The organism is Deltaproteobacteria bacterium IMCC39524 (genome assembly GCA_029667085.1).
Classification (GTDB): domain Bacteria; phylum Desulfobacterota; class Desulfuromonadia; order Desulfuromonadales; family BM103; genus M0040.
The window spans coordinates 292237-309479 of the sequence record JARUHJ010000003.1 but is presented as its reverse complement, the minus strand read 5'-3'; the positions used below and the strand labels follow the sequence as shown (position 1 = coordinate 309479).

General features: G+C 51.9%; 21 protein-coding genes and 1 tRNA gene. 15 read left to right on the top strand and 7 right to left on the bottom strand.

Annotated features, from left to right (window positions below):
• Nucleotide 1 precedes the first annotated feature (1 nt).
• From cbiQ to sucD, 4 genes are all read left to right on the top strand, one after another.
• Nucleotides 2-817 carry a cobalt ECF transporter T component CbiQ gene (gene cbiQ / locus P9J64_09585; protein ID MDG5468566.1) on the top strand — a complete coding sequence of 272 codons (816 nt, stop codon included), beginning with the start codon at nucleotides 2-4 and terminating at the stop codon, nucleotides 815-817.
• Entirely contained in the window at nucleotides 814-1641 is an 828-nt protein-coding gene (locus P9J64_09580) for an ABC transporter ATP-binding protein (protein ID MDG5468565.1), read from the top strand. The genes cbiQ and P9J64_09580 overlap by 4 nt, the downstream gene beginning before the upstream one ends.
• Before the next feature lie 204 nt (nucleotides 1642-1845).
• Nucleotides 1846-3021 (top strand): ADP-forming succinate--CoA ligase subunit beta, encoded by a 1176-nt coding sequence (gene sucC / locus P9J64_09575; protein ID MDG5468564.1) that lies wholly within the window; start codon nucleotides 1846-1848, stop codon nucleotides 3019-3021.
• Entirely contained in the window at nucleotides 3018-3890 is an 873-nt protein-coding gene (sucD, locus tag P9J64_09570; protein MDG5468563.1) for a succinate--CoA ligase subunit alpha, read from the top strand. The genes sucC and sucD overlap by 4 nt, the downstream gene beginning before the upstream one ends.
• 192 nt (nucleotides 3891-4082) lie before the next feature.
• Here sucD and P9J64_09565 read toward each other — a convergent pair whose 3' ends face one another.
• Nucleotides 4083-4580 (bottom strand): hypothetical protein, encoded by a 498-nt coding sequence (locus P9J64_09565; protein ID MDG5468562.1) that lies wholly within the window; start codon nucleotides 4578-4580, stop codon nucleotides 4083-4085.
• Nucleotides 4581-4725: 145 nt separating this feature from the next.
• On the opposite strand from P9J64_09565, the gene P9J64_09560 reads away from it, so the two are divergent.
• The 6 genes from P9J64_09560 (at nucleotide 4726) to P9J64_09535 (ending at nucleotide 8130) form a co-directional block, all read left to right on the top strand.
• Nucleotides 4726-5193 carry an Rrf2 family transcriptional regulator gene (locus tag P9J64_09560; protein MDG5468561.1) on the top strand — a complete coding sequence of 156 codons (468 nt, stop codon included), beginning with the start codon at nucleotides 4726-4728 and terminating at the stop codon, nucleotides 5191-5193.
• A 146-nt stretch (nucleotides 5194-5339) separates the two neighbouring features.
• Nucleotides 5340-6161, top strand: coding sequence for an ATP-dependent sacrificial sulfur transferase LarE (gene larE, locus P9J64_09555; protein MDG5468560.1), 822 nt, complete (start codon nucleotides 5340-5342; stop codon nucleotides 6159-6161).
• A gap of 22 nt (nucleotides 6162-6183) precedes the next feature.
• Nucleotides 6184-6609 (top strand): hypothetical protein, encoded by a 426-nt coding sequence (locus P9J64_09550; GenBank protein MDG5468559.1) that lies wholly within the window; start codon nucleotides 6184-6186, stop codon nucleotides 6607-6609.
• A gap of 2 nt (nucleotides 6610-6611) precedes the next feature.
• Nucleotides 6612-7106 carry a thermonuclease family protein gene (locus P9J64_09545; GenBank protein MDG5468558.1) on the top strand — a complete coding sequence of 165 codons (495 nt, stop codon included), beginning with the start codon at nucleotides 6612-6614 and terminating at the stop codon, nucleotides 7104-7106.
• Nucleotides 7107-7205: 99 nt separating this feature from the next.
• Nucleotides 7206-7781, top strand: a complete 576-nt coding sequence (locus P9J64_09540; protein MDG5468557.1) for a DNA-3-methyladenine glycosylase I — start codon at nucleotides 7206-7208, stop codon at nucleotides 7779-7781.
• Between the two features lie 10 nt (nucleotides 7782-7791).
• Nucleotides 7792-8130 (top strand): antibiotic biosynthesis monooxygenase, encoded by a 339-nt coding sequence (locus P9J64_09535; protein MDG5468556.1) that lies wholly within the window; start codon nucleotides 7792-7794, stop codon nucleotides 8128-8130.
• A 49-nt stretch (nucleotides 8131-8179) separates the two neighbouring features.
• Here the strand turns inward: P9J64_09535 and P9J64_09530 are convergent, their stop codons facing one another.
• Nucleotides 8180-8353: a hypothetical protein gene (locus P9J64_09530; protein ID MDG5468555.1), complete on the bottom strand. Its 174-nt coding sequence runs from the start codon at nucleotides 8351-8353 to the stop codon at nucleotides 8180-8182.
• A gap of 66 nt (nucleotides 8354-8419) precedes the next feature.
• Complete coding sequence (gene mnmH, locus P9J64_09525; GenBank protein MDG5468554.1) at nucleotides 8420-9472, bottom strand: tRNA 2-selenouridine(34) synthase MnmH; 1053 nt, start codon at nucleotides 9470-9472, stop codon at nucleotides 8420-8422.
• Nucleotides 9473-9590: 118 nt separating this feature from the next.
• Here mnmH and P9J64_09520 point away from each other — a divergent pair.
• The 3 genes from P9J64_09520 to P9J64_09510 all read left to right on the top strand — a co-directional run bounded on the left by P9J64_09520 (nucleotide 9591) and on the right by P9J64_09510 (nucleotide 12298).
• Nucleotides 9591-9667: transfer RNA gene (locus P9J64_09520), tRNA-Met, on the top strand.
• A gap of 353 nt (nucleotides 9668-10020) precedes the next feature.
• Nucleotides 10021-11298 (top strand): right-handed parallel beta-helix repeat-containing protein, encoded by a 1278-nt coding sequence (locus tag P9J64_09515; protein MDG5468553.1) that lies wholly within the window; start codon nucleotides 10021-10023, stop codon nucleotides 11296-11298.
• A 67-nt stretch (nucleotides 11299-11365) separates the two neighbouring features.
• Nucleotides 11366-12298 carry a lipopolysaccharide kinase InaA family protein gene (locus tag P9J64_09510; protein MDG5468552.1) on the top strand — a complete coding sequence of 311 codons (933 nt, stop codon included), beginning with the start codon at nucleotides 11366-11368 and terminating at the stop codon, nucleotides 12296-12298.
• A gap of 97 nt (nucleotides 12299-12395) precedes the next feature.
• On the opposite strand, the gene P9J64_09505 is transcribed toward P9J64_09510, so the two are convergent.
• Together P9J64_09505 and P9J64_09500 are read right to left on the bottom strand one after the other, a co-directional pair.
• On the bottom strand, nucleotides 12396-13232 hold the full coding sequence (locus tag P9J64_09505; protein MDG5468551.1) for a CBS domain-containing protein: 837 nt from the start codon (nucleotides 13230-13232) through the stop codon (nucleotides 12396-12398).
• A 256-nt stretch (nucleotides 13233-13488) separates the two neighbouring features.
• Nucleotides 13489-14004, bottom strand: a complete 516-nt coding sequence (locus P9J64_09500; GenBank protein ID MDG5468550.1) for an O-acetyl-ADP-ribose deacetylase — start codon at nucleotides 14002-14004, stop codon at nucleotides 13489-13491.
• A 212-nt stretch (nucleotides 14005-14216) separates the two neighbouring features.
• Between P9J64_09500 and P9J64_09495 the strand changes: the two genes are divergently transcribed.
• Nucleotides 14217-14453, top strand: a complete 237-nt coding sequence (locus P9J64_09495) for a hypothetical protein (GenBank protein ID MDG5468549.1) — start codon at nucleotides 14217-14219, stop codon at nucleotides 14451-14453.
• Between the two features lie 106 nt (nucleotides 14454-14559).
• Nucleotides 14560-16038 carry an FAD-dependent oxidoreductase gene (locus tag P9J64_09490; GenBank protein MDG5468548.1) on the top strand — a complete coding sequence of 493 codons (1479 nt, stop codon included), beginning with the start codon at nucleotides 14560-14562 and terminating at the stop codon, nucleotides 16036-16038.
• A 64-nt stretch (nucleotides 16039-16102) separates the two neighbouring features.
• Here P9J64_09490 and P9J64_09485 read toward each other — a convergent pair whose 3' ends face one another.
• Entirely contained in the window at nucleotides 16103-16297 is a 195-nt protein-coding gene (locus P9J64_09485; GenBank protein MDG5468547.1) for a hypothetical protein, read from the bottom strand.
• Between the two features lie 70 nt (nucleotides 16298-16367).
• A complete protein-coding gene (locus tag P9J64_09480; protein MDG5468546.1) occupies nucleotides 16368-16931 on the bottom strand; it encodes a response regulator in 564 nt (187 codons plus the stop codon).
• Nucleotides 16932-17243 lie beyond the last annotated feature (312 nt).

Here is a 17243-nt window from a genome sequence, read left to right as displayed (position 1 = left end):
GATGCTGTCAATTGACGGCTCCTTTCTCGATTTCAAGCAGCTTGATCTGCTTGCCCTGCGCCAGACTCCTGTGCACCGCCTTGACCCCCGGGCTAAGGTATTGACAACCCTTTGCTTTATCGTCTGCGTAGTTTCCTTCGATCGTTACCAGATCTCGGCCATGCTGCCCTTTATGATTTACCCAGCCGTATTGATGGCGGTCGGTGATTTGCCTTTCGGCTATATCCTGCGCAAGATCATCATCGTAATTCCCTTTGCCCTTTTGATTGGTCTCTTCAACCCGGTTTTTGATCGCCAGGTGCTTATGCAAATCGGCTCACTCGATATCTGGGGTGGCTGGATCTCCTGTTTCTCGATCCTGATTCGCGCTATTCTTACGGCAAGCGCGGCGATTATCCTGGTGGCGATTACCGGTTTTCCGGCAATCTGCGAAGCTCTTGAAAAGTTGAAGATGCCGCAGACCTTTGCCGTACAATTGCTCTTTCTATACCGCTACATCTTCGTCCTTACAGACGAAGGCGTCCGTACTGCAAGGGCCCGTCAATTACGCACCTTCGGTAACCGGGGCCTCGGCATCCGGCACTTCGGTTCTCTTGTCGGTCACCTGCTGTTGCGCACCTGGGAACGTGCTGAACGTATTCATATGGCGATGCTGGCCCGTGGTTTTGCCGGCGAAGTCCACTCTTCCCGACGGCCAAGTCACTTCGGCCGCACCGAAGTGTTGTTCATGGCAGGCTGGATCACACTTTTCATTCTGCTGCGCCTTTTCAATGCCCCGCAATTTCTCGGCGGCCTTTTCACAGGAACCATGCCATGAGTCACCATATTGTCCACGTCAAGAACCTGCAGCACGTTTACCCTGATCAAACAGTTGCTTTGCAAGAGGTTTCTTTTCTGATTCACCATGGTGAATCGGTAGGAATCATCGGCGCCAATGGTGCAGGCAAGTCAACCTTGCTGCTTCACCTGAATGGTTATCTTGCCGCAACCTCGGGAGAGATCATCATTGGCGACGACACCCTGTCGAAGGAGACTTTGCCCGAGATCAGACGCACCGTCGGCATGGTGTTTCAGGATCCGGAAGACCAGCTTTTCATGCCCACGGTTTTCGATGACGTCGCCTTTGGCCCCTTGAATATGGGCCTCTCTCACGAGGAAATCGAAGCCAGAGTTACGGAAGCGCTGGAAAGAGTGGATGCTGTGGAGTTACGCAACAAGCCCCCATACCATCTCTCGGGTGGGGAGAAGAAGCGTGTGGCGATCGCCACCGTTCTGTCAATGCTGCCGGAAATTCTGGTGCTTGATGAACCAACCAATGGACTTGATCCCCACGCCCGGCGTCAATTGATCGCCCTGCTCCAGGCTTTCCATCATACGCGCATTGTCACCAGCCATGATCTCGACATGATCCTGGAACTGTGCGATCGAACCATCGTCCTGCACGAAGGTCTGGTGATGGCAGACGGGCCGACCATGGAAATTTTCAACAACGATGAGCTGCTCAAAACCTGTCGGCTTGAAAAACCTTTTGCCATGCAGAGCTGTCCGGTCTGCTCTCCAGGCAAACAGACCTCTCCAAAGCAGCCCCCCCTGGTAGCACCTCACAGCAGTAAACCTCACGACCATCATCACGATCACTAGCCTGGTCGAATAGTCACAACTTTAATGTGTATACACTTTTTTCGCCAATGACCCGCAAAAAGAGTGTGTTAAACTGCGTTTAGAAAGCTATGTGGTAGAGTTTCTATCGTTAGCTGACTCAACCCAGGCGATACTGTCGCCGGGAATAAACAGGGCGCTGTATACAGCGCCCCCGACAACCCATTTTTCGGAGGGTAAACACCCATGAATGTTCACGAATATCAGGCCAAGGCAATTCTGCGGAATTTCGGGGTTCCGGTTCCGGAAGGACATGTGGTCTACAACAGTAATTCGGCCCGGGATTGGGCCAAGCGCCTCGGCGAAGGTCCTTATGCGGTCAAAGCCCAGATTCATGCCGGCGGGCGTGGCAAGGGCGGCGGCGTCAAGATCGCCAAAACGGCCGATGAGGCCAAGCAATTTACCCGTGAGATGTTCGGTATGACCCTGGTGACTCCCCAGACCGGACCCGAGGGCAAATTTGTTAAACGTGTGCTGATCGAAAAAGGTTGCAACATTGCCGACGAATTCTACGTCTCTTTCCTGGTCGACCGTGCCACTGACATGGTCACCCTGATGGCTTCTGCCGAAGGCGGCATGGACATCGAGGAAGTCGCCGCCAAGACTCCGGAGAAACTTTTCTTCGAAGCAATCGATCCAGTCGTCGGCCTGACGTCTTTCCAGGCCCGCAAGGTGGCCTTCAAGCTCGGCTTCGAAATCGCCCAGGTCAAGCAGGCGGTTCCCCTGCTGAGGAACCTGTACCAGACTTTTGTCGAAACTGATTGTTCCCTGCTTGAGATCAACCCTTTGGTCCTGACCGGCGAAGGCAAACTGCTCTGTCTCGATGCCAAAATCAATTTTGATGAGAACGCACTCTTCCGCCATCTCCGGATTCGCGACCTGCGCGATTATGACGAAGAAGATCCGATGGAGATCGAAGCCTCCCAATACGACCTCTCCTACATTGCTCTTGATGGCAACATCGGCTGCATGGTCAATGGCGCCGGCTTGGCGATGGCGACCATGGATATCATCAAGCACTATGGTGGTGATCCGGCGAACTTCCTTGATGTAGGGGGCGGCGCGACCATCGAGCGTGTTACGGAAGCCTTCAAGATTATCCTCTCCGACGAAAAGGTTGAAGGAATTCTGGTCAACATCTTCGGTGGCATCATGAAATGTGATGTTATTGCGACAGGAGTCATCGAAGGCGCCAAACAAGTCGGCGTCAAGGTCCCCTTGGTTGTTCGCCTCGAAGGGACCAACGTCGATCTGGGCAAGAAGCTGCTGGCAGAATCGGGCTTGAATATTGTCAGTGCTGATGGCATGGCTGATGCGGCTGAAAAGATCGTCAAAGCCGTCAAGGAGGAGAGACAACAATGAGCATATTGATCAATAAACATACCAAGGTCATCACCCAGGGGATCACCGGCACCACCGGTCTCTTTCATGCTCAGGGCGCCCGTGACTATGGCACACAGATGGTTGGTGGAGTCACCCCCGGTAAAGGCGGCACCGAGATCGATGGTTTCCCGGTTTTCAATACGGTCGAAGACGCAGTCAAAGAAACCGGCGCCAACGCCTCGGTTATCTATGTGCCACCAGTCGGCAGTGCTGACGCGATCATGGAAGCGGTTGATGCCGGTGTCGAGCTGGTGATCTGTATCACCGAAGGGGTTCCGGTGCTGGACATGGTCAAGGTGAAGAGATACATGGAAGGCAAGAATTGCCGCCTGGTAGGGCCCAACTGTCCGGGTGTGATTACTCCGGGCGCGTGCAAGATCGGCATCATGCCCGGTTACATTCACAAACCGGGCCCGGTCGGTGTTGTCTCCCGCTCCGGAACCCTGACCTACGAAGCTGTCTGGCAGCTGACAACCCGTGGCATCGGTCAAACCACCTGCGTCGGCATCGGTGGTGATCCGGTTAACGGCACAAGCCATCTCGACGTCTTGAAAATGTTTGAGGACGACCCGGCGACCGAGGCGATTATCATGATCGGCGAGATCGGTGGTGATGCCGAAGAGCAGGCCGCGGCCTTTGTTCGCGACCATATGACCAAGCCGGTCGCGGCCTTTATCGCCGGCGCGACCGCACCCACCGGTAAACGTATGGGACATGCCGGCGCGATCATTTCCGGCGGCAAGGGCGATGCCGCCAGTAAGAAAGCGTTTCTCGCCGAATGCGGTGTCAGTGTTGCCGACAGTCCAGCCGAGATGGCCGATGCACTGCTTAAGATCTGGCAGCCTTGAGAAAGAACCGTTCTCTGAGATTTCTCTACCATCATTTCTTTACAGATAAACCACAAAGCAACCCCCGCATTTTCGAATGCGGGGGTTGTCAGTGATCTGAACCGGCTCAATAGCCGGCCCTTTCTCTCTCTTTTTTTTTTTTGGGGGGGGGGTAGCAACAATGCGTTTCCTTAAGCGCAGAAAACTTTTCAGCTATGGGCTCAAGGGGGAAATCGCGCAAAGATCCGGGATTTGAAAAGGATCCAGGGTGACTCCGTCTCTGTGCACACGCACCACGTGGCCACAAAGCTCTGTATCAAAGTCTGTTTCTATCAGGCGCCCTCCGACACATTCAATCTGCACAGCACACTCTTGCAAGCGAGGTGCAATCGCGGCTATCCCCGAAAGACATGAATAGTTCAGTTCTTCCTCAGCCTGCAGACAGAACTTGCCTTTGTCCATAATTCTGCTGATCGTCTCAAGGTCGCCTTCCTGGGGTACATTCAGGATAAAGTCACCGCCCGGCCAATAACACGAATCAGAATCGAAGCAACCACACCAAGCCGTACGAAGACGAGGTAAGGAACCACCAACCAATGCAATCCAGGAAGTGACCAGCACCAGAGGCTTACCGTCAGGACCATACCAGCTGATCAACCCGGCAGGACGCCAGGCAACAGGAGCTTTTGTTCCATAAGGCGGCTCATTCATAGTCAACACCCTTACTACGTATGAAAAGTGTTATTATTATACGTCATTTCCTCACACCACAAAAGCCTAACAACAACTAAGTTCTTGACAAGTAAAATAAACTTTAATAAGAATTCTACCAACTAAGTTTTAAGGAGATTACTATATGCGCTTATCGACTAAAAGCCGCTATGGCCTGCGAGCTCTCTTTGACATGGCCTACCATGCCGGCAGCTTGCCTGCGCAAATCAAGGACATAAGCCGTCGTCAGAACATCTCTCCACGCTACCTGGAGCAAATTTTTCAAGACCTCAAACGTGGCGGCCTGCTGAAAAGCCGAAGAGGGCCCCAGGGCGGCTATTTCCTGTCTCGAAAACCACACGAAATCACTGTTTACCAGATCATCATGGCGGCAGAAGGTGAGATGGCCCTGGTCGACTGCATCAAATCGGGAAAAGGCTGCAAGAAAGAATGTGACATGGAAGCCGAATGCGTGACCCAGAATGTCTGGAGAGAAGCAAGCAAGCGTCTCAATGACTACCTGGAGTCCGTCACGCTGAAAGATCTATGCGACGATGCACAGAAGATGGGGGTAGAAAAAGAGCTTGACCATCGCTTCATGTATTTCATTTAAGCGACTGGCAACGACGATCGCCAAAGCGCGAAAGGCTCTCTGAAGAGAGCGAACCAGTCGCCACTATGATCTCTGGAAGAACCAGAGATAACATTTCATTCACGGAACAGGACTCCGGCTCACCAGACGGAGTCCTTAATTATCTCATGACTATTGATAGCAAATTTGAAAAGCTGAAAGACATTCTCACTGAACTGGGTTCGGCCGTGGTCGCTTTTTCAGGCGGCGTCGACTCAACGTTCCTGCTTCAGACAGCTCGCGACGTCCTCGGCGCCGAACGTGTTATTGCACTTACAGCAACCTCGCCGACCTACCCAAGCTACGAGTTTAACGAAAGCGTAAAGCTGGCCAAGGATCTCGGGGTCCAGCAGTTGGTTGTCGACAGCAACGAGCTGTTGATCCCAGGCTTTGCCGACAACCCGCCCCGCCGCTGCTACCACTGCAAGAAAGAGCTCTTTGAAATCTGCATGCTTAAAGCGAAAGAGCTAGGATATGCAGAAGTCCTCGACGGCTCGAACCTGGATGACCTCGATGACTACCGACCAGGCCGGGAAGCGGCCAAAGAGATGAAAGTTCGCTCTCCTTTGCTCGAAGCGGAGCTGACTAAAGAAGACATCCGTGTCTTGAGCCGCCGTAGCGGACTGCCGACAGCGGAAAAACAAGCCTTCGCATGCCTGGCCTCACGCTTCCCCTACGGCACCCGCATTACCGCAGAGCGCCTGCAACAGATTGATCTCTGCGAGACATTCATGCGGGAAAATAATTTTCATACCTTTCGCGTTCGCTATCACAATGAAACAGCCCGCATAGAAGTTGCCCTTGACGAGCTGCCGCGAATCGTTGATGATCAAATGCGTGAAAAAATCCTGACCGTTTTCAAAGGTGCCGGATTTACCTACGTGGCCCTTGACCTTCAAGGCTACCGCACGGGTAGCATGAATGAAGGTGATGCCCTGAAAGAAGCCTGAACCGTATAGCTCAGGAGAACCCATGCCACACACCAGAGCCCTGTTATCAATCTGTTTCTGTGCCGGCCTGCTTGCTGGACTCTGCAGCAGTCTGGTTGCCTGGCAATCGGGGCAGATGGGGCTTCCTGCCATGGCTGGCGTTCGCATAAACCCCTCTCTGAGTCCGGACTGGATCTATTCACGCATGATCTGGGGCGGCCTCTGGGGTTTGGTTTATTTTCTGGTGATTGGCCCTCTCAAATCCCGCCGCCACTGGGCCCGCAAGGGCTTGTGGATCAGCTTTCTGCCGACTGCATTTCAGCTCCTTTATGTCTATCCCTATATGACCAGCTACGGTTGGTTCGGTCTTGAACTCGGTCAACTGACCCCGCTCTTCATCTTTGCCTATAACCTGGTCTGGGGACTCTGCACCGGAATCTTCTGTCGACTCTTCTGGGGGCGTGGTTAAAGTTGCGCCTCCTGGCTCTTCTTCTTTGCCTGAGCTGCATTCTGGCCCTGTCCGCCTGTGCGGAAGAATCAGGACCTGCTCTGCAAGGCACAGTCACCTGGATCTACGACGGGGACACCCTCGAGGTAGACCCGCACGGCAAAGTCCGCCTGATCGGTATCGACACACCGGAAAGAGAAAATTCCAAGCGCGACAGTTATCTCATCAAAAAAGGAATTTCAGCCGCCAGACAAAGAGAGTTCTATCAACAAGCCAAAGCCTTCAACATCAAACAGGTCAAAGGTCAACATGTGACCCTGACCCTCGACGACCCTGAACGTGATCGGCACGGCCGGCTACTTGCCTATCTCCACCTCCCTGATGGTCGAATGCTTAATCGCGTGTTGCTCGAGCAAGGCCTGGCGGTTGTTTACAGAAGATTTTCTTTCCGCATGAAAGAGGATTTCTTAACTGCCGAAACAGAAGCGATGAAGAACAAACAAGGTCTTTGGAAATAAAGCGGAGGCTGTAAGCTGTAAGCTGTAAGCTGTAAGCTGTAAGCTGGGGACTGGGGACTGGGGACTGGGGACTGGCTCAGTTTCAAGAAGGAGGAAGAGGTGGTCAAGCGTTGTACTTGGTGCGGCAGCGACCCGTTATATGTCGCCTACCACGATGAAGATTGGGGCGTTCCTGTCTATGAGAATCAACAGCTCTTCGAGATGCTAATTCTCGAAGGAGCGCAAGCCGGTCTCAGCTGGCTGACCATTTTGAAAAAACGTGAGAACTACCGCAAGGCGTTTCATAACTTTGATGCGGCCACAATAGCGGCCTACGACCAGAAAGAGATCGACCGTCTGATGCAGGACGCCGGCATCGTGCGCAACCGGCTCAAAATCGAAGCAACCATTAAAAATGCCCGTGGCTTTCTACAGCTCCGTGAAGAGTTCAATTCTTTCGCAAACTACCTCTGGCGCTTTGTTGATGGCAAACCGATCATCAATGCCTGGCAAGACCACTCCGCTATCCCAGCCAATACGCAGATCTCCGATCAGCTGAGCAAAGACCTCAAAAAGCGTGGCTTTAACTTTGTTGGTTCAACCATCTGCTACGCATTCATGCAGTCCATCGGCATGGTCAATGACCACACCACCGACTGTTTCCGTTACGAACAAATCAACCAGTTAACGAAATAAGAGAGCCATCATGATTGCGGTCATTTTCGAAGTTCAGCTCAAGGAAGGCAAACAGGAGGAATATCTGCAGATCGCCGCTGAATTGAGAGAGCATCTGGTTCGTTTTGATGGATTTATTTCCATCGAACGCTTTTCCAGTTTGTCTGAAGAGCGCAAGCTTTGTTCTCTATCTTTCTGGGAGGACGAAGCTTCCGTCAAACAGTGGCGCGAGTTTGGCATGCATCGCTTGGCACAGGAGAAAGGCAAATCGGAATTTTTTGCTGATTTCAGGATTCGTGTTGCGGAGGTTGTGCGGGATTACGGGATGAAGAGCGGTAAAGACGCATCAAAGCCACATGGGCCAGGCTGACAAACTTTCCCCTGAATAACGGGCTTTTGGTTATTCGTTTTTGCTTGCCCTACTCATCCTCACCAAACAAGCCCATCTGGTCAAAGCGGTGTTTTTCAACCTTAAACGGCAAGGGGAAGTAACGAGGACACTCGAGCAAAAGGTTGGCCGCCGGCTGTTTGCAGTTACGCAAACACTTCAGGCAGAGAGGATTCAGTGCTTTTTCGTCAGGAGAGGGCTTCATAGTTCTGTCCAATCAAGGTCACGCCTTCACCATATCAGGACAAAGACTCGCTGGTAAAGAGATCATTTAGTTTCCTGATGACTTTTCAAGCACTTCAGCAACAACTGTTTCGATACGCGACATAACCGTATTCTCTGGCTCCAGGTCGATCTCAACACGCCTTTCAGGCAGCGTATGACGGTAAAGAGGATCGTAGTAATTCACCATCAACTCACCGACCAACTCCGTCCAGTTGCCTTCTTCCAGAAGCTGAAGGTAATGATTCATCGTCTCTTTGCCCAATTTGTCCTTTAGGGCCTTGATCGGCTGGACGAACTCATTTTTGAGTTTATCCACGGCAGGATAGTCAGCCAGGATGTTTCTGACTCTTGCTTCCAAAGAAGCATTAATCCAGATCGAGGTCTCAAGCTGCAAAGCCTTGTAAAACCTGGGTGGTAGAGCGACCCTCCCGATATGACGGCTTTCGCCCTCTGCCAAAACGTAGGCATCACGAGGGATTTTACGTAATTCATCCCACAACAGGGCTTCGAACATCTTCTGGCCCGGTTGCGGGGGCAAGCCAAGGTTGCCGAAAGCGCTGCCACGGTGATTGGCCAGGCCTTCCAGATCAACAACAGGATAACCCTTCTCCGCCAGCTGCTTCAGGTATTCCGTTTTACCAACCCCCGTCAGGCCGCGAAAGACCAGCAATCGCCCCCACTCACCATGCTCGAAGAAATCGAGGACCATGCGTCGGAAGCCCTTATGCCCCCCTGACAACTGGCGGGCAGGAACACCGGCAAGTTCAAGGAACTGTACCAGGGCCAGACTGCGCATGCCACCACGCCAGCAGAAGACAACCACCGGCTGTGATGTCCCTGCTTGCAGAGCAGCCACCCGGTCAACCATTGCCGGGATTTTGGGCGCAACGATTTGCACACCACGCCGTCGTGCCTGCTGCTTGCCAACCTGCTTGTAAAGGGTGCCGACTTCTTGCCGTTCCGCATTATCAAGAATCGGCACATTGATCGCACCGGGAATGGTCGCCTCAACAAATTCATCTGGACTGCGGGCATCAACCAGCAAGGCGCCTTTATTGCGCAGGGTCAGGGCTTGTTCAAGGGATATGGATAGTGACATAGGACTCTCTCTCGGTTGAGTGGTTATACTCCAAAAGTGGACAACCGGCAAGCGCTGTGCCGAATAGAGAAGAAAAGGTTGACAACCCGGAAGGCTTCCGGTAGTTTGGCGCCTCTGTTGCGGGGTGGAGCAGTCAGGTAGCTCGTCGGGCTCATAACCCGAAGGTCGCAGGTTCAAATCCTGCCCCCGCTACCAAAAGAACTCAGGGACTTGCATTAATATGCAGGTCCCTTTTCTGTTTCCCCGTTCCTTGTGTGTTCCTGACCTGACAAAGCGGGTGGATTAAGGAAACCATCTACTAGAGAAATCCAGTAATATTGGAAAACTTCCAACCGCAGGTCTCGACTACTGCAGTTCATCAGGAGATGTTGGACGACAGGACAATCAGGTCGAAGTCTTTGCTAAACAGAGTTGATTTGAACAACCTTGGCTGGCTATAGAGACTATGGTAGAGTCTTCCACCAGTCTGAAGTTTCAGACGCTTTCAAGGGAGCGCCCAGCCAGCTCAGCGGCCCTATGCTCAATGGACACAAGGACTCTATTCCCATATGAAAAAAACACACTTTCTAATTTTGTTTGTTCTGGCCATAACAGCAATTGTGGCCGTTTCATTTCCTACGGCTAAAAAAGCCCTCGAGATTCGAAGTGAAACGCGGAAATGGAATGAGAAGTGGGCCGATCGGGCCACTTCTCATTCAACAGAAAAGCACCCTTCTCTTGCCCAGGCAACAAAAGTTCCAGAGAGCATCGAGCAGGACCTTGCTTTGAGCTTGGCGAAGTCCCCCTGGGTCATTGATTCACATCTCATGATCGGCAAAGGCGCCACCCTGAGCATCGAACCCGGGGTTGAGGTTTTCCTCGCCCCTGATGCTGACATCCAGGTTTACGGGAGCATCTTGGCTGCTGGGACGTCGGAAAGCCCCATTCTGTTAGGCGCCTATTCAGAGAATGAAGCTGATTCATGGGCAGGCCTGTTTTTCAGGAGTGATGTGCCTTCTAAATTTCAGCATGTCAACTTTGAAAACAGCAGTTATGGAGCGCGCCTGGTTTTCGCATCAGCCAACTGGGAGCATTGCACCTTTAAGAAAGTGCGCGAAATCTGCTCCGGTTATAAATCAAGCCTCACGTTTGACAAATGCCTCTTCGACTACCGCACATTTTCAGGTGGCGGCAATATCAATGTGATGAAATTTTACCAGGGAGACCTGCAAGTTGTGAACTCCGAGTTTTTCACTCCAAATTCTGATTACAAGGTCGATGGCATTGATGCTGACTACGTCAAGCATGGCGTCATTCGTGGCAATCGCTTCTTCGGCGGAAAGTGCCAGAATTCAGATGCCATCGATATCGGCCATGGTAGTCGCAATATTGTCATCGAGGACAACCTGATCGTCGGTTTTATTGACAAGGGTGTTTCGGTCGGAGAAAAGGCCGAAGCCCTGGTTAACAACAACGTGATTGCTAACTGCGCAATCGGCGTCGGAGTGAAGGATAGCGCCCGTGTGACCATAACAAAGACAACCTTCTATAAAAATGACTATGCGGTCAAGAGCTATGAGAAAGTTGCCGGCAAAGGTGGCGGCTACGCCAAATTGGACAATTCTTTAATTGCTCTCAGCCAAAATGCTCCGATTGAAGTCGACGCCCTCTCCTCTATAGAGGTTTCAAACACTCTTTGTGACAGTCAACTTCTCCCGGGCAAGAACAACAGTCAGGGCACCGCGACATTCGCGAACTTCGAGCAGTATGATTTCAACGTCACGAGCATTCTCACGAAAACCGGAGGCCAGACATTACCACCGGATACTTATGGTGCGAAGCTGTAGAGTCTTACACAGATAACAGTCGTTGGTGCATGGATGAATCAAATCAGAAATTGTTTAGGGGAAAACATTGAGTAATCAAATCTGGACAGCGCTAAAAGAAGGAACGGCCCCAAAAGGGCTGCGTTGTCTCAACACTCACCGGGTCGTCATCCACCCTGATTATCCTGAGTTGCTCAAGTCCATTGACCTTGACAGCATTCAGGGTGTGCTCCGCAGCAAATTGGGCGAAGCAATCAGTATGGACAGAAAACAAGAGAAGAACGTTGTTAAGCGCATCGAGATTAGCTACGAAGGTGAAACCCGGGTTTTCTACCTGAAGCTTTACTGGAACCATCTCTTTGAAAAGATCTGGGCCCGGGCTTTTCGAGGTTCCCTCGTGGGCCGGTCCATGGTGCGTGCAGAATACGAGAACCTGGAACGGCTCGCCAAGTGTGGTTTACGTATCCCGCAACTGGTCGCCTACGGTGACCATCGATTCGCCGGAGGGATCATCCATGCATTTATTATTACCGAAGAGATTCCCAAGGCTATGGGCGTCGATTACCTTGTCCATGAATGGTTCGGCCAGCAAACCGAAGAGGATCGCAAGCAGAAGACCGGCGAGCTCATTCACGAAGTCGCCCGAGTCGTCAAGCAGATGCATGATCATGGTTTCGAACACCACGACCTGTTTCTTCGTAACATGATGGTCTCGGAACAGAACATGTCGAAGCTCTACGTGATGGATGCACCTCGCGGCTATTTCTGGCCACAGGTAATCATGCGCAAGCGCCGGGCATTTGACTTGGCCACTCTCGATTCTGCTGCGACTCAATCTTTTTCCCGCAGCCAGCGCATGCGCTTTATGCATCTGTATCTAGGCTGCAGCCGCCTGACAGATGAAGACAAACAACTCGTCCGCAAAGTGTTAACGATTAGCGAACCGATGCGCGAACGTCAGCTCAAGCGACTGGAACGCAGCATCGCTGTCGACGAAAACGGCAAACCAGAGGCATCGTAACAGCCTGGATTTGCCTCCTGAAGAGGGTCAACAACAAGGGCCTTGCATGAAGATGCAAGGCCCTTGTATTGTTCAACACTTCTGTTTCTAAAAAAGATCAGACAAAACCTGGCTCCAAGCCTGCCGCCTGACCCGAGTCTCCAAGCAACGCGCTGACCAGACCCGACTCCTGCTGCTCCAGCACTCTGCCGATATCCGTCTGTGTCAAGATGCCTGTCATGCCACCACGTTCATCAGTTACCAGTAAGCGTCGTATCGATTTCTTCAGCATCAAGCCAATGGTTTCATAGGGCGCTGACGTTAACGGGGTTGAAACAATGGAGTAACTCATCACCTCGCTGACAGGCACCCCCGACAAGTCCACACCTTTAGCGACACAGCGAACAACATCGCGTTCTGTGAACATGCCCACAGGTTGACCGTTCTCAACGACGACAATGCAACTGACCGAACGCCGCGCCATCAAGGAGAGGGCGTAGCGAGCCGGGACATCGGGAGCAACATGCAGGACCTGCTCAGTCATCAGTTGAGAGACATCTCGGACACCGGAAAAGGCTTTTTCTTTCAGGGAGCGAACCATATCAGTCTGGGTAAAGATACCAAACATCTCTAAGCGACTATCAAGGACGACCAGATGGCGGATACCATGCTGACAAAAGAGCTGGTGAGCCTGAACAACTGACATATCTTCAGAAACAGTCATAACCGGCTTGTTCATGACCTCCTTGACCAGCAGGTCAGGTTGACCCAGCAGCCAGTTGGCGGCAAAAACAATATCACGCTCGGTGAGGATGCCGATCGGTTCATTGTGAGACAGAACAATGATACAACTGATGCATCTATCGCACATAATCTGCAAAGCTTCTTGGACAGTCGCCTCCGATTCTATAGCAACCACTGACCGTGTTGCTAATTGTCCAATTGTTTTATTCATCGTTCCCCTTAAACCTCCCATGACCATCCTGATTACGTCATTAACCGTCAACGAGCAGGTTATTTGCCGTAAATAGCGATAAAAAGCCGCTTATATAACACCATTCTATTTATTGTGCAAAAACAGTTCCACTTGCACAAAGAAGGCCCGTATTGCAGCCATAATTTTGAGTTTTTTCAATTCACAGACAAAAAGCCTGTAACGGACATCGTTACAGGCAGAGAATATGGAGCTTTTCGTTGCTTGCATTAAAGGATCAAGCCAGCAGTTCCTGATAAACTTGCCGGTATATTTCCAGATCCTGTTCTGAGAAGCAGGCCATAACCACGCGCGGAGCAGCCGCCTCAGTCTCAACAAAATCGAGGATGACTCGCAGGGCGATGCGACTGGCCTGTTCTATCGGAAACCGGTAAACACCGGTGCTGATCGAAGGAAATGCAATACTGCGAAGGTTGTGATCAACAGCCAGTTGCAAGCTGTTGCGATAACAGCTGGCGAGGAGATTGTTTTCGTTAGAGCCGCCACCTTGCCAGACAGGCCCCACAGTATGAATCACATACCGAGCCGGAAGATTGTACCCTTTCGTAATCCTGGCCTCTCCCGTAGGGCAGCCATCCAGTTCACGGCAGGCCTCCAACAGTTCGGGACCAGCGGCCCGATGAATGGCTCCATCCACACCGCCGCCGCCAAGAAGCTTCTCATTGGCGGCATTGACAATTGCCTCAACTTCAAGTCGCGTGATGTCACCCTGAATAATTTCTATCTGTTCCACGATCATAACTCCTCGCACAGGGCTGTGATTTAACGGCGCCGCTAACCTGATATCAATATTAGCGGCAATCGGCGCGTATTCAAGTCATCACAAAACGAAACCCGATTAAGACAGAATCCATCGACCCCGAAGAGGAATTGATAATTGCACAGGGAGAAAAAACGACTAGAATGTTTATATAGAACATGCAACCCTAACCTGGGGAGGCGACGATGAGATACCGCATGAACATTAATGATGACAACGTCAACCACCTTATTGGACAGTGTCTGCGCAGTAAAGCGGATGCAAAATGGATTTATGACGTCCTGATTTCCAGAAAACACACGAAGATAGACCTGATCACAGGCAGCATACACCTGACTCCGGAAGAGCACACCGAATTCGTGACACGGTTCAGTTCCGAGGTTGAGCCAACGATCTGGGAATCGTCCTTCCGGAAACATTAACAGTTAAGTTTTCCGCGAGGAAACAACTTGCCAACCAGCCTTCGCTGGTCATATTTCTTTGCCTACAGCGAGAGTTGTGCGGGCACCTTCAATGACGGGTTTTCTCATGTCTAGAACTTGGAAGTGCGACCTCTGTGGCTACGTCCACAATGGTCCAGAAGCGCCTCAATCCTGCCCTGTTTGCGGGGCGGACATAAGCCATTTTTCCGCACTGGAGATTCAAACTTCCGCGGCGCGTGAAACGGTCACCGAAGCTTGGCAATGCAGCATTTGCGATCATATTGAAGATGGCTCGTCGCCACCGAATTTCTGTCCGATCTGTGGCGCCTCTGCCGCTCTTTTTCATCCTTACGTTGCGCCAGAAACGTCTGCAAAGACCTCCAATATAGACAAACTGGTCATCCTGGGTGCCGGCATTGCAGGGATGACCGCGGCGGAAGAAGCGCGCCGCCAGGCGAGCACCGTCGAGATCACCCTCGTTTCCAGAGAGATGAGCCTGCCCTATTACCGGCTCAACCTGACCCGCTTCCTGGCGGGAGAAGTCAAAGAAGAGGATCTGCTCATACAACACCAGGAATGGTTTGACGCGCAAAAGATTAACTACCTGTCCGGCGAAGCACAATCCATAGATCGTGATGCCCGCAAAGTTACACTGCGCGATGGCAAACAACTGGATTATGACCGGTTGATCATGGCCAATGGTGCTCACCCCTTCATTCCTCCCATTCCCGGTGCTAACCGTGATGGTGTCATGGTGCTGCGGACTATTGAACACGCCCGCAAGATGATCAGCAGTCTTAGTCCAGGATGTCGTGCGGTCTGCATCGGTGGTGGCCTACTCGGCCTGGAAACCGCCTGGGCCTTGCAGCGACGCGGTGCAGAAGTTACCGTTCTGGAGGGTTTTGATTGGCTGCTGCCGCGGCAACTCCCTCCTGCCGCAGCAGCATTACTCTTTACCCACCTTGAAAAGCAGCAGATGACGATTAAATGTGGTGTTCAGGTCCAGGACTTCACGGGTGACGAAACCGTGCACGGCGTGTTACTCGAAGATGGCACTGAAATTCCAGCGGACCTGGTGGTTCTCGCCACCGGAGTTCGGCCCAACAGCCACCTGGCCCGCCAGTGCGGCCTCAAGGTCAAACAGGGCGTCGTCGTCAATGATCAGCTCTTTACCTCGGATGAACATATCCTCGCCGCTGGTGACGTCTCCGAGCATCAGGGCAAGGTTTACGGTATCTGGCCCGCCAGTTACGCCCAGGGTCTGGTCGCCGGAGCCAATGCGGTTGGAGCTTCAGGTGAGTTTCCCGGATTGCCTATGACCAATCGCATCAAGGTTCTGGATGTCGATCTCTTCAGCATTGGACAGATCCAGGCAATCGACGCCAGCACACGCCTTTTGGAAGTCGAAGAAAACGGCAGTTACCGTGGCCTGGCGTGCCACGATGGCCAGGTCGTTGGTGCCGTCCTCTATGGCGACATGCAGTTGACAGGGCTGTTACAGAGTGCTGTTGAACAGGGCCGTCGCATTCAGGAGGTTCCGGAACTCTGGGAACATTTTCCGAGCTTGCAACAGATGGCAGTTTAAGCAAAGAAAAGAGGCCACCCGGAGATTCCGGGTGGCCATGTGAATGGTTTCGTATCTAATGCAATTACCGTTTTATAAACGGGCTTGGGTTGCAAAGATCTTCAGCCTGATTGGCCGAAGCATTACAGTTGTGACAGAGATAGCCCGGAGCGTCTGTGCGTGTTGCGATTTCTTCACGCGATCCGGCCTTTTTCAACTCACAGATATGCAGATGATGTCCCGAGGGATGCGTACATTCAGGTTTCGAAAGTTCTGACATAAAGCCTCCATTGATAAACGTCCTTGCGTGACGTCAGTATACCACCTCCGCGGAGGGCTGTCGTAACAGATCACTCTTCCGTCAGCAATATCGCCTCGGCAACCTCCCGTAAGGATTTCCTTTTATCCATCGCCAGCTTCTGCAAACGTCGGAACGCCTGCGGCTCATCCATGCCCCGCTTGATCAAAACACCCTTGGCGCGATCAATCACCTTGCGGGTTTCGAGAGTTTCCTTCAACTGGGACACCTCTTCACGCAGGCTTGACAACTCGACAAACTGGTGGATCGCCAGGTCCACAGCCGCGAACAGCTGTTCGGCACGCACCGGCTTGACGACATAATTCATGACTCCGGCCAGACGTGCCCGTTCAATCGTCTCAGACTCCGTGTTTGCCGTGACCAGAACGATCGGCAAGGGCTTGATCTTGCCGATTTTTTCGGCAGCAGTGACACCATCCATAACAGGCATACCGACATCCATAACCACCAGAAGAATCTCCTGGTGAGCCGCTATTTCTAGGGCCTGGGCACCATTCTCAGCTTCGAGAATCTCATCAAACCCGTACCCGGCAACGATTTCAGCAACCTGACGTCGCAACAGGGGTTCATCATCGACAACCAAAGCACGCCTCATAGCATTTAACTCCTGATAAAATGAACAGATTGATATTGTGAGTACCGCATCGGAAATACCAAAAACCAGCCCTGCTTTCTGCCAGCATAAAAGCAGACAGGGCGGCTTCCTGTCTTCGATGCTACTGAAAATAAAATTGCTGCCATCCAGAGCAGCCTTCCCGTATCTTCTCCCTCTGCTTTTAATTGCCACCTCAAATGGAGGGGTTTACATTCACAGAGAAACTATAAACCTGTAAACGGCTAGCAAGTATTGTAACCTGTAGATTCTGTGTTTAGAATCATTTGAACCAATAGATCGCAACCAGACAAG